This is a genomic window from Leptospira alstonii serovar Sichuan str. 79601, from assembly GCF_000347175.1.
Lineage (GTDB): Bacteria > Spirochaetota > Leptospiria > Leptospirales > Leptospiraceae > Leptospira > Leptospira alstonii.
Genome location: NZ_ANIK01000024.1, coordinates 1 through 11790 on the forward strand (window position 1 = coordinate 1; position 11790 = coordinate 11790).

Annotated in this window: 9 protein-coding genes, 1 pseudogene and 1 riboswitch; of the genes and pseudogenes, 5 read left to right on the forward strand and 5 right to left on the reverse strand. The window is 43.3% G+C overall.

Features of this window, described 5'->3' with window-relative positions; all coding sequences use genetic code 11:
- Nucleotides 1-595, reverse strand: a 595-nt coding sequence (locus tag LEP1GSC194_RS05255; protein WP_036040806.1) for an IS110 family transposase, incomplete at its 3' end; no start/stop codon positions are given.
- A gap of 430 nt (nt 596-1025) precedes the next feature.
- Between LEP1GSC194_RS05255 and LEP1GSC194_RS05260 the strand changes: the two genes are divergently transcribed.
- Nucleotides 1026-1727, forward strand: a complete 702-nt coding sequence (locus tag LEP1GSC194_RS05260) for a lysophospholipid acyltransferase family protein (protein ID WP_020772635.1) — start codon at nt 1026-1028, stop codon at nt 1725-1727.
- Nucleotides 1728-1924: 197 nt separating this feature from the next.
- On the opposite strand, the gene LEP1GSC194_RS05265 is transcribed toward LEP1GSC194_RS05260, so the two are convergent.
- From LEP1GSC194_RS05265 to LEP1GSC194_RS05275, 3 genes are all read right to left on the reverse strand, one after another.
- Nucleotides 1925-2377 (reverse strand): response regulator, encoded by a 453-nt coding sequence (locus tag LEP1GSC194_RS05265; RefSeq protein WP_017807830.1) that lies wholly within the window; start codon nt 2375-2377, stop codon nt 1925-1927.
- A complete protein-coding gene (locus LEP1GSC194_RS05270) occupies nt 2370-3758 on the reverse strand; it encodes a sensor histidine kinase (RefSeq protein ID WP_051185312.1) in 1389 nt (462 codons plus the stop codon). Before LEP1GSC194_RS05270 ends, LEP1GSC194_RS05265 begins: the two co-directional genes overlap by 8 nt.
- A gap of 301 nt (nt 3759-4059) precedes the next feature.
- On the reverse strand, nt 4060-4923 hold the full coding sequence (locus LEP1GSC194_RS05275; protein WP_036041491.1) for a class I SAM-dependent methyltransferase: 864 nt from the start codon (nt 4921-4923) through the stop codon (nt 4060-4062).
- Between the two features lie 86 nt (nt 4924-5009).
- Between LEP1GSC194_RS05275 and LEP1GSC194_RS05280 the strand changes: the two genes are divergently transcribed.
- Nucleotides 5010-6050 (forward strand): CapA family protein, encoded by a 1041-nt coding sequence (locus LEP1GSC194_RS05280; protein WP_020772634.1) that lies wholly within the window; start codon nt 5010-5012, stop codon nt 6048-6050.
- 457 nt (nt 6051-6507) lie between these two features.
- Here the strand turns inward: LEP1GSC194_RS05280 and LEP1GSC194_RS23555 are convergent.
- Nucleotides 6508-6606: pseudogene (locus LEP1GSC194_RS23555) on the reverse strand (DUF1564 family protein); the annotation flags it as partial.
- Nucleotides 6607-6779: 173 nt separating this feature from the next.
- Nucleotides 6780-6957, forward strand: a riboswitch (cobalamin riboswitch).
- A 107-nt stretch (nt 6958-7064) separates the two neighbouring features.
- Here LEP1GSC194_RS23555 and LEP1GSC194_RS05285 point away from each other — a divergent pair.
- The 3 genes from LEP1GSC194_RS05285 (at nt 7065) to LEP1GSC194_RS05295 (ending at nt 11581) form a co-directional block, all read left to right on the forward strand.
- The gene (locus tag LEP1GSC194_RS05285; RefSeq protein ID WP_020772631.1) at nt 7065-9215 is read left to right on the forward strand and encodes a TonB-dependent receptor plug domain-containing protein; all 2151 of its coding nucleotides are present in this window, start codon (nt 7065-7067) and stop codon (nt 9213-9215) included.
- 1 nt (nt 9216) lies between these two features.
- A complete protein-coding gene (locus tag LEP1GSC194_RS05290) occupies nt 9217-10380 on the forward strand; it encodes a YncE family protein (RefSeq protein WP_020772640.1) in 1164 nt (387 codons plus the stop codon).
- 544 nt (nt 10381-10924) lie between these two features.
- Nucleotides 10925-11581: an ankyrin repeat domain-containing protein gene (locus LEP1GSC194_RS05295; protein WP_020772633.1), complete on the forward strand. Its 657-nt coding sequence runs from the start codon at nt 10925-10927 to the stop codon at nt 11579-11581.
- Nucleotides 11582-11790 lie beyond the last annotated feature (209 nt).

Below are 11790 nucleotides of genomic sequence, written 5' to 3' on the forward strand. Positions count from 1 at the left end.
TTAGTTCGACTAAATCTAAAACTTTTAAGATTCGTTCCGCTTCCTTTTTGTATCGATCAGGAAGTAAAGCTACAGAAACTTCTCTGGATGCTTTTGTTCGTAAATGCTTTTTGGTGATTTCAGTCAAACCGGCTTGAGTGAATAAACTGTGAAGTCGATTCTTACCTTGCGTCAGTTGCCTTGTCCAGTTCTCATGCTCTGTACACAATCGCCGATTATCTTCCTCTTCATCCGTGGGAATCGGAACAACCGGTAATTCTTCTATTGGATAACGTTGAATGAGCCTGGCTATTTTTAAACTGTCTTCTTTATCAGTCTTTTTCAAAGATTGATAGATCGTTGCTAAGTCTCCGGGATTCAAGACAATTACTTGAATCCCTTTGTTTAAAATTGATTTTGCAATTCTAAAAGATTGAGAGCCCGCTTCCAGACCTACAATATCATTTAAAGTCAGCCATTTTAATAAACTGCTAATACCGCTTTCCGTTGTACTGAATTGCCGACGTTCGAGCGAGTTCTCCGAATTAATTCGAACAACCTCTAAACTTTTCTTTCCGCAATCAATTCCTACATACTTGATTTCTTGACTGTTCATTTCTTTTCTCCTAAAATGACAGAGGGCGGAAGGTCTTAACAAAGCCGGGTGATATCACCAGCACTCCTATTCGCGGTCGACTTTGTTAAGCCGCCACACTTTGGTTTGCGGTGGCCGATTTAGATTCATCTATGGACCGGGGTCTAAGCCCCAAGAGAGCGATCAATCTGCCATCGGCCTTCTTGACTCCGTCGAATCAAGAATATCACACTTCGAGCTGTCTTACGTCCAAGAATCATACTAATCTATGGATCGCTCATCTTAGCTACGCTAAGAGCCAACGCTTTCGCTTCGCGGCTTTTGGCTGTCTCGCTCTCTATGGATCGCTCGACAACCCAAACTTTTTTCACAAACCCGCGTCAAATACGGTGGAGTTCCAGTTCAAAAAAGAGATGATGAATTTCCAAATTTAAAAAAATCTCGTGCTTACATGGAAGAAAATTCTAATAAGAACGGAAAACAATCGTTCAAGAGAAAGTTTTTAATCTGGTTCATTCCGTTTCTCGTGGTCAATTTACAAAGGTTGATCGGTCTCACTTCTCGAAGAATCAATATCGGCAACGAAAGTATCGAAAAACTCCGCAAGGAAAAAAAACCTTACATCCTTTCGATCTGGCATACCAACGTTTTGTATTCTCCTTATCTCAATCGAAACGTGGGAGCCGCCGTTCTGATTTCCGAATCCAAGGATGGGGACTTTATCAATCAAGTCGTTCATCGTTTCGGCAACTACAGCGTTCGGGGAAGTTCTTCCAAGGGAGGCTCCAAGGCCCTCAAGGCATTGATCACTCATCTTAAAAAAAATCTTCCCGCCGCGGTTACACCCGACGGTCCGAGAGGTCCGGCGTTTATCGTTCAACCGGGTTTGATCGCTTCTGCGCAGGTTTCTCAGGTTCCGATCGTTCCGATGCACTATGAATGTACGCGGCAGTGGATCGCCGAAAGGGCCTGGGACAAACATAGAATTCCGAAACCGTTCACCACTTTCGTCGTTTCGTACGGAGAACCGATTTATATACCGAGGAATTTGGATGAAAAAGGTTTTGAGGAGGCCAGATTGACGGTGGAAAACGCGATGCTCGAAAACCGCCGGAGGAGTATCGACAAGGCGGAAGAATTAAGAAAAAAATAATATTCTAATAATCTACTCTTTAAGTCTAAAATGACGTCTAACGTGGATTTTTGGATTTATCGAAAGAGACCGTCTTTTTTCCTACATCGTAAGACAATTTTTGAATCGTCCAATTTGCCGACTTTACCCGAGGCTCGGGCCTCGGGTAGCTCCATGGGTTTGAAGTATAGATCGCACGGACTTAAAAATACGGACTTTTATCGGATTATACTCTGGTTTACTAAAACCCAATAGAATCCTATTTCGCTGGCTACGTCGCTGAACTTGTCGAATTCAAAAGGTTTTACGACGTAACTGTTCACTCCAAGTTTATAACTTTCCACGATGTCTTTTTCTTCGGCGGACGAGGTAAGTATGACGACGGGGATCATTTTCGTGTTTTCCTCGCTTCTTACTTTTCTAAGTACTTCGATTCCGTCCACCTTGGGCATCTTCAAATCCAAAAGAATTAGGGAAGGCAAATGTGTTTTGTCCCGATCTTCATAACGTCCGGTCGCATATAAATATTCCAACGCCTCCTCTCCGTCTCTGACGAGTTTCACTTGGTTCGTGAGATTGTGTCTTTTCAAACTTCTCAGGGCGAGTTCCGAGTCCTGAGGATTGTCTTCCGCATAAAGGATCGTTATCAATTCTTCGTGATGGTTATTCATGTTTATCGCCGACTCCTAACGTAAAATAAAAACAAGCGCCTTCGTTCAATGTTCCTTCCCCCCAAACCCTACCGTTGTGCCTTTCGGCGACCCTTTTGACGATCGCGAGTCCGACCCCGGTTCCTTCGAACTGATCGGCGTGGTGTAATCTCTGAAAGATGTTGAACAGTTTATGTTGGTATTTCATATCGAATCCGGCTCCGTTGTCTTTTACGAAGAATACGGTTTCTTCTTCGTTTTGATACGATCCGATTTCGATTTTCGGATTTTCCTTATTTTTGGAATATTTAAAGGCATTGGAAATCAGGTTGAATAAAAGTTGTTTGAGAAGGCCGGAATCGGCTTTTGTATCAGGAAGATCCTCCACGGTAAAATCCATTTTCATATCCGGATAATAATTGGCGATTTCCTCCAAAACGTTTTTCGCCATAACTTTCATATTCACGTTGGAGAATACGGGTTCCCTTCTTCCCAGTCTTGAAAATTCCAAAAGATCGTCTATGAGTTCCCCCATGTTTTCGGAGTTCTGAATGATGATGTCCACGATCCTACGGCTTTCCTTTCCTAATTCTCCTCCGTGGTCTTCAATTAGAATTTTAGAAAATCCTAATATACCTCGAACCGGAGAACGAAGATCGTGCGAAACGGAATAAGAGAACGCCTCTAAGTCCTTGTTGGATCTTTCCAATTGTTCCGAATAAGTTTTGAGATTTTGATTGGATTTTTCCAAGACGTCTTCCGCATTTTGACGTCTTTGACTTTCCTTGTAGATGAGCCAGTTCTGGAAGAGAATGAAGGAAAGATTCAATACGATTCCCGAAAAGAGCAGTGTGACGGATATCGTCACGTTTATTTTCGAGTTGTTTTTTCGGATATTTAAAAGTCGAAGTTCTTCCGCTTTTACTTCCTTAAAGAGAGCCTTGATTTTTTCCGATAAGATGTTTCCTTTCGGAGAACGAAACGAGCCCGCGTAACTTTGCGGGGATTTGTATTTTCTTACGAGAACCATCTCTTCCATATAGGCAAACTTTTCGTTCAAATCGGATTCGATGACCGAAAGTTTTTGTTGTTGGAAAGGGTTATCGATCGTTTTCTCCCGAATCGCTCGAATTCGTTCTAAAACCAGACTTTTGTCTTTGAAATAAACGTTTAATTGTTCCGGAGCCCAATATAAAATATAAGCTCTTAAAACGGAGTGGGCTTCGTTAAAGGAAGAGAGAGCCTCCTCTAAATTTAAAAGTACTTCCTGAGTGTGTGTTTCCCATTTTTTGAGTTCTAAGGATTGTTTCAACGTGTAATAGGCCGATGCGGTCATGATGAAATTCAGCAAGACGATTCCGATCAATCCGGAGACGATATTTTTTTCGATTTTATTTTTCAAAACACGCACCTCAAACGTTCGGTATCATGAATCGTTTTATTCGATGAGAGTCTAAACCGTATTATACGGCCATTGGAAGATTCCGTTTTTTCGGGATACCGCCGGAACTAAAATTGGAGATGACTTTTTTACTCTATAATCCCTAAAATAGCAAGTAAAACTTAGTATATTGGATTTTTCTGAGATCATTGGACGAAACTTTATACGGAAAAATCTTCTTTTCTATCCGCTTGAATTTGGAAATTTTTTACAATGCGACCCAAACTCACTTCGCCCTTGTGAAGTAAGGAATGGCAGGCACTTATTTTTCGAAACAAAGGGCCATCATATCGCCCTGATCCAAAAATTTAACCGCGGGATCGGCGACATACTTTAAGGTTTTGTAAAACAAGGATGCGTTTTTTTTTGTAGTAAGTCCGCTTCCGTAAGTGATATGTTTTTTCTTTTGAAATCCGAGGGAATCGCAGAGTTTTATAATTGCAGGTAGAGAATAGTAATAGAGATGTTCCGGAACGTTCAGGTATCTCCAGGAAGGGCCCTGTAGTTTTGCGAGAATTCCCCATCTGCAAGTGGAGAGTATGATTCTTCCGCCGGGTTTGAGAAGTGTATAAATTTTTTCTAATGTTTCTTTGGGTTTGTGTAAATGTTCGACGGACGCCCAAAGGGTGATGAGATCGAATTTTTCCGCGTTAGTCGGCATCCATTCCAAAAAGTCGATTTGTTCCACTTTGAGTTTCAGTTTTTCACGGGCGAATTTGATCGGCGCTTCGGCTATGTCCATTCCGTACGAATCCCATCCTCTATTTCGCATGTAGTCTACGAAATAACCGGCCGCACAACCGACGTCTAAACAACGTTTGGCGGAAGGCAAGAATTCTTCCCAAGTTTGAAAATCAAGATCTTTCAAATTGAGTCCGTACACTCTGGAAATCTCGCTGCGGATTCCGTCCGAAAAATAATTGTCATAACCTCGGTCGCTTCGTTTTAAAAAATATTCCTCCGAATAATAGGAGGCCACTTCTTCGGGAGAAGGTTGAGGGCTCACCTGCACGAGAGAGCAACGTTTACACTGTACGATATGAAAGATTTCGTTCTTATGATTGGATTTGGAAAAGAGAGATTTGAACTCGTAGGAGCCGCAGGTATTACAGGGAATTTTTTCCATTCTAATATTCTATCGGGCAAGGCCGGAATTCTTTTGATAGAAATTCTGCTTTACGATTCGCTTCCTCCTGAAACTCATGAAAGGACATGAAACAAGCCGTAATCCTTTCCGTTTTATCCGTTTTCTTTCTTTTTTCATCCGAGCTTTTTGCCGATCCCAAAGCGAACATTAAAATCAAGGCCGTGGGAGATATGGTTCCGGGAACCAATTTTCCGCAACCGCTGAACATCCAGGACCCGAGATCGTTTTTGTTCGGCAAAGTGGAGAATTATCTGAAAGGTGGGGACGTTCTTTTCGGAAATTTCGAAAGTACTCTTACCAACTATCCGAATACTTCCAAGGACACTTCCAGAAAAATGATCTTCGCGTTCAGAACTCCTCCTTCTTACGCGAAGGTTTTAAAGGACGTCGGGTTTGATATATTAAGTATCGCTAATAATCATTCTCTGGATTTTCATCAGCAAGGTTTTGACGATACTCAGAAAAATCTTTCCGAAGTCGGGATTCGTTATACGGGTAAGAAGGGAATGATCACGTATACGAACGTAAAGAACGTTTCGATCGCTTGGATCGGATTCTCTCATTTGAAGTCGCATAACAACGTGAACGAAATCGAAGAAGGTGTCGCTCTCGTAAAGGAGGCCAAGAGAAAGGCCCAACTCGTTTTTATTTCCTTTCACGGAGGAGCGGAAGGCGGTCCGGCTCTTCACGTAAAAAATCAGATGGAACGTTTTTACGGTGAATACAGAGGAAACTTGGTTGAGTTCAGCCATTCGCTGATCGATGCGGGAGCCGATTTGGTGATCGGTCACGGACCGCATCTCGTGCGTGCGATGGAATTGTATAAGGGAAGATTGATCGCGTATTCTCTCGGTAACTTTATGGGTTATAGGGCCTTGTCCTCGAGAGGGATCGTCGGTTATTCTCTCGTGCTTGAGGCGGAAGTCGATTCTCAAGGTAAGTTCGTAAAAGGAAAAATCATTCCCTTACAACTCGACTCGGCTTCGATTCCGCAGTACGATCCCGATAAGAAAACGATCGATCTCATGAGAAAACTTACCAGGGAAGATTTTCCCGGTAAGGGTCCGAAGATTTCCGACGACGGAACGATTCTTCCGGGGGCTTGAACGAATTCTCTTGCTTGCGAAGTCCCGGCGAAGCGGAAACAGATCCGGAACGAAGTTAAGATAAGCCCTAGTCTAAAAAAGATTTTACGAAAGAATGTAGAACTCTTTCGTAAAACTGCGAATTTCGTTTCGATACTTCAGCCTTTAAACATTCTCATCGCATTGCAATTCTGAGTCCATGAGAAACTCGTAATAAACCGACATAAAACGCGTAGTAAAATTCAACACAAAAGCACTACAAGACGTAGTCTGGAAATAAAAATTGTCTAATCCAAGAAACGATTTCTTTTGTAAAAAAATTAATCTGCAGTAAAGGACCAGCATGAATTCAAATCAATACCGCATCAATCTACGAAAAATAGCGATCGGAATCTCCGGCCGGAATGCGAAATAGATGGGAAGTTGTTACGACGCAAAGGCAGACTGAGAGGAAGTTGGCGTTGGTGAATTCTATTTTTCAGGTTATGCTGTTTTTGGGGCGATGTAGGCTGTAACTGTAGTTGCGGTGGAAGGTTGGACATCCTACGTTCAAAGTTTTATCGATAGAATCCCCCGCCTGTAAATCATCCGGTCAAAACGAATCATTCACCGTAAAACATCTGAAAATACGTGAGCAGTAGAAAGAATACTGAGAATCGTTCAAACTCCAGGATTGATTTTCATATTGATTCGAACCATCTTCCCCTCTTTTCCACGAGAATTCTCTTGCTCGCCGAACCCTGCTTCGAAATCTTGGAACGGAAACTTGTTCGTCCTCGTAAAGAGGAAGGGAATCCGGTTTAAGTCCGGAGCTGAACCCGCAGCTGTAATCGCCAACAAAGGTTTCGCAATAATACCACTGTGATTTTCACGGGAAGGGTGCGAAGTCGGCGAAAGCCAGAAGACCTAACGAGTGGAAACAAACTGATGGGACTTTCGGGATCTAAGGTCGGGTTTGAAAAATAGGTTTTCGTACGATCGATATCCGCCGGGGTCCTCCCGATTTTTCTCTCCCTACTTGCGCCCGGGCGAAATATGGGATCAATCAAATACATTCGAATTTTAGAATATTCTATAATCCTGTTTTTTTCCATTTTTGTTTCCGGGATTATCGCTCAGGATAATTCAAGTTCCACGGCCGCTCAAAAAAAGGATTCGGTTCAAAAGGCCGAAACCGTACGGGTGGTCGGAAAGGTAGCCGATTCTGGTTCCTCCAATTTCCGCTCCAATCCGAGCGGATTTCAATCCGCGATCAAACTCGACGAAACTTCGGCGCGTTATACGTCTTTGCCCGAGGTTTTGGAAAGAGAAGCGGGACTCCGAGTCAGATCCTTTGGAGGTCTTGGTTCTTATTCCACTCTTTCCATCCGAGGAACCAATCCGAATCAATCCAGAATTTATCTGGATGGAATTCCAATCAATAATTCCCAGGGGGGAGAAGTCAATCTCGCGGATCTTCCTTTTGACAGTTTAGAAAGCGTGGAAGTCTATCGATCCGGAAATCCGATCGGCTTTTCCGGATCCGCGATCGGTGGTTCTGTCAACCTCGTCACAAGAAAAGATTCCGGAAAGCCGAAGACAAGAATCAATTTGGGCGGCGGTTCGTTTAACACGGGTAAGGCGAGTATTTCTCATACCGGAACCTACAAAGGAATCGGAACGAGCTTTTTGGCGCTCGGAGAAAAATCGGACCAGAACTTTTCCTTTAAAAACGATCACGGGACCGTGGTCTTAAACGCGTTAGACGACACGATGGATCGAAGAAGGAACGCGGCGTTCGAAAGAGCGGCGCTTTTCGGAACTCTTAAGTATCAAATCGGCAAAACCGAACTGAAATTATTAAACGACTTCAATCATAGGATTCACGGTCTTCCCGGACCGGGTTCCAATCAGACGAATCAGGTTCACAGAAAATACGATCGATATACGGGTTCTTTTGCTACGGATACGAAAGCTTTATTCGTGGATTCTTTTCGTCTTGAGTCTAGAAATTTTTATACGGTAGCCAAAGACGAACTTTTCGATCCGGGTTCCGAGTTTTCCAAAGGAACTCCGAATTCCAGAGCGGAGATCCGACAAGCGGGCGTTCAACTGATGCCGACTTTGTATCTTACGGATTACTATCAGATCGTTCGAGGTTTTGCCTCCTTGGAAAAGGAATCCTTCGATCGCGATAGGCTGACTCCTACCAATATTGTCGGAAGAGTGGAACCTCTCAAGGAAAGAACGTATTCTTCCTTTCGTTTGGAAGACGAGATTCGTCTTTGGGACGCGAAGGTTCTTTTGATCCCTTCCGTGACCTGGGATCACTACAAGGATCGTTTTCCTTCGGAAGAACCTTGGTATAGAAGGCAGGATCCTTTGGCGGGAGATCAGAAAAAAACTACATTCACAAATCCTAAATTCGGTTTTGTATGGAAGTTGTTCGAAAAGGAAAATTGGGACGTTCAATTTCAAGCAAACGTTTCCAAACAGTATAGAATTCCTTCTTTTTTGGAAATGTTCGGAGAGCAGGGGAGTATCATCGCCAATCCGAATTTAAAACCGGAGCAGAGCGGTAACGGGGACGGAGGAATCGTATTCAAAACGGATCATTCTTTTTTAAAAACGAAAACGAGCGTTTCTTATTTTTCCAAAGACATCAAGGATATGATTTTGTTTCTTCCTAATTCTCAGTTTACTCTGAGACCGGAAAACGTGGATTCCGCGAGAATTAGAGGATTAGAATTTTCTCATAGAGAAGACTGGAAATTTGGTTTTAAATTCTTATTCAATTATACGTATCAAGAGGCGATCAACAATTCTTCGTCCCCGTATTTAAACGGAAAAATTCTTCCTTTGAGGCCGAGGCACGAGTTTTCGAGTACGGTTTCTTGGAGAGGAAAGAAATTGGAAACCGGGATCGAATTGTTGTATATCGGAGCCGTGTTTCGGGATAGAACGAACGAATACATCAATTACATTCCCGCGAGACAGATCTGGAATTATTTTTTCACCTGGATTCTTTATACGGAACCGGGAGAACCCGTGAAGGATTCTCTTGGAAATTTGAAGGAATCGGCTCCTGCGAAAGAATTTTTACTTACGTTTGAGGTGAAAAATTTTACGGATAAAAAAGTTTCGGATCTGATCGGTTATCCCCTTCCGGGTAGAAGCTGGTATGCGACTCTGAGTATGAGGTTTTGAAATGAGTTCGAAACTTAAAGTTTTTATTTTATTCTGTTTTTTGAATGTATCCTGCGGAGATATTCGGAGCCCTTCTTTTTTAAGTCTTCTTCTGATTCAAAATTTACCGGGAAATATCGGAGTTGTTACCACGGATTTCGGCGGCGGCGGTCGTTTTAAAGTAGTCAATCCTTCTCTTCTTTACAGTTATCCCGGCTTGACTCCGATTCATTCGGACGCTGTGGCTCGTTTTGGAATCGGAAAGGTGTTCGTATTAAACCGACTCAATCGGGATAGTATTCAGGTTCTGGAGCCGAACTACGGATTTATCACGGTCTCGGAACTTTCACTCGGATTCAAAGTCAATCCGGCGGATATGGAATTTGCGAGTGTGTCCAAGGCTTACGTGAGTCTCTACGGTTCGGCCCGTTTGTTGATCGTGGATCCCACGTATATGACGATCACGGGTTCTATCGATCTCGCACGTTATGCGGAATCATTTTCACTCGGGGCTTCGCCGGACGGAATTCCTGAGATGAGCGGACTGAAAATCGTAGGGGATTCTCTTTTTGTCTGTGTGCAGAGGTTGGATCGGAACGATCCTTCGGGTTATTTTCCACCGAACACGACCTCTCTTTTGTTGGAGGTTAGTATTACGACGGATGAAGTAATCGGAGTTTATACTTTTCCGAGTCCAAATCCCGTGGGTAAACCGCAACTCGTGGATCTTTTCGGAGAAGCACATCTTGTGATCGCGACTCCCGCAAGAATGGGTTTTCAAAGTCGGATCGACGGAGGAGTGAGCGCGTTTCGTTTATCGACGAGGTCCTTTCTTTCTCGATTCATTTATGCGGAAGCCGTTGCAGGTGGAGATATTCTTAACGTACAGGTAAAATCGGATACGGTCGGTTACGTCGCCGTTTTGGATTCAGGATTTACCAAGACGTTACAAGGATTCAATCCGAGTACCGGAGAAAAAATTTCCACTCTTCTTACCATTCCGTCGAGTTATGACGCGAGTCTTTCGAGTATTCTACTTGCATCGGATAAAATTTTGTATGTGGGGAATACTCAGTTTCAACAACCGGGTGTTACGATGTTCGACACGGAAAGAGAAAACGCCTTATTGACTCCGACTCCGATTTCCGTGGATCTACAACCTTACGATATTATAGAATTGAAGTAAGCGCCTTTCCAAAAGCGACGAGTCCCGAGAAATTGAAGAAGGGATGTTCGTAGAAACTCAAGTCGTCTCGTTCTCTCAGGATCGATTATGGCGGCTCCATTGCTTTGGCTTTGCCAAAGCAATGGACCGGGCTCTCGGCTTCAGTCAAGTTATTGCGTTTCGTCTTAGTATATTCAATTTCCGTAATTCCAATAACTTGACTCCGCTTCGATCCCTGCCGCGCGACCCGTAGTGAGCGCGGCAAACAAAAGCCGCGAAGCAAAGGCGTTGTTTCTCAGCGTAGCACCTGGAATATTCGGAGCTGTTTGCAAAGAAACAAAATGAAGCGCGTATTGGCGACGTCGTTCTTCGCGAAACGCGATGTTATGACTATGATTGTCAAGAAAATATAAGGTATTGAAATAAATTCTTTCCTACATTTTCAAACCGAGAGGGCCGTCGCGAATCAATCGGAAAATTCTGATTTTGGGACGAGCAGCAAGAATTCTCTTGAATTTTTTTCGAAAACGGGCTCTAATCCTCTCTCAAAAAGAGACGGTGGTCAATGCAGGAAATCTTTCAGGCGATAGCGGGTGGACAAAAAACGAAAGTCATCGGTCTTTTAAAAATGGATCCGAGTCTTTTTCAGAGTTTAACGGAAGAGGGAATTACTCCCGTTCTATTTTCGCTTTATTATGGAAAATTAGATATTTCTAAAGAGATCTATAAAATCAGTCCTAGCAGGAATCTTTTCGAAGCTGCGGCTCTCGGAGATTTGGAAGAAACGCAACGATTGGTTGCCGATTCTTCGGATGTGATCAACTCGTTTTCCAAAGACGGTTGGTCCGCATTACATCTTGCTTCCTATTTCGGTCACCTGGAAATTGCAAAATTCTTAATATTCTCGGGAGCCGATCTAAGTCTTACTTCTAAAAGTAAACTGTCCTATGGAAATACCGCTTTGCATTCAGCGGTGGCGGCGGGAAAGAAGGCCGTCGTGGAACTCCTTTTGGAAAAAGGTGCGGACGCGAACTCCGTTCAGAATCCGGGAGGTATCACCCCTTTGCACATTGCCGCGAGTCGTTCCGGAAGTAGCGACATCATTCGGTTGCTTTTAAAGAACGGCGCTGATAAAAAAAGTTTGAGCTCCGAGGAACAAGTTCCGCATGCAATCGCATTAGAAAAAGGGAATACGGCTGAGGCAAAATTGTTGGAGATCTAAAGTCATAATACTTAAAAACCTGGCCGCTAAACCTTCACTGCTTGAAATGTGGGAACTCCTACGTTTAGAGCGATTCACAGAGTCGTGACAGGAGTTACCATAGTGTTTCGAGACGATTTTTCAATTAATGTACGTTAGGGGTTCTGAGAGGATTTTTTCGTTATTTTTTGATTTTTTTTCACACAAATCGGATCCGTCGCATACTTTCC

What these genes read in the sequence shown, in the direction of transcription:
- LEP1GSC194_RS05280 (WP_020772634.1), top strand. Translation starts at nt 5,010, where the DNA reads ATGAAACAAGCCGTAATCCTTTCCGTTTTATCCGTTTTCTTTCTTTTT.
- LEP1GSC194_RS05285 (WP_020772631.1), top strand. Translation starts at nt 7,065, where the DNA reads ATGGGATCAATCAAATACATTCGAATTTTAGAATATTCTATAATCCTG.
- LEP1GSC194_RS05275 (WP_036041491.1), bottom strand. Translation starts at nt 4,923, where the DNA reads ATGGAAAAAATTCCCTGTAATACCTGCGGCTCCTACGAGTTCAAATCT.
- LEP1GSC194_RS05260 (WP_020772635.1), top strand. Translation starts at nt 1,026, where the DNA reads ATGGAAGAAAATTCTAATAAGAACGGAAAACAATCGTTCAAGAGAAAG.
- LEP1GSC194_RS05295 (WP_020772633.1), top strand. Translation starts at nt 10,925, where the DNA reads ATGCAGGAAATCTTTCAGGCGATAGCGGGTGGACAAAAAACGAAAGTC.
- LEP1GSC194_RS05290 (WP_020772640.1), top strand. Translation starts at nt 9,217, where the DNA reads ATGAGTTCGAAACTTAAAGTTTTTATTTTATTCTGTTTTTTGAATGTA.
- LEP1GSC194_RS05265 (WP_017807830.1), bottom strand. Translation starts at nt 2,377, where the DNA reads ATGAATAACCATCACGAAGAATTGATAACGATCCTTTATGCGGAAGAC.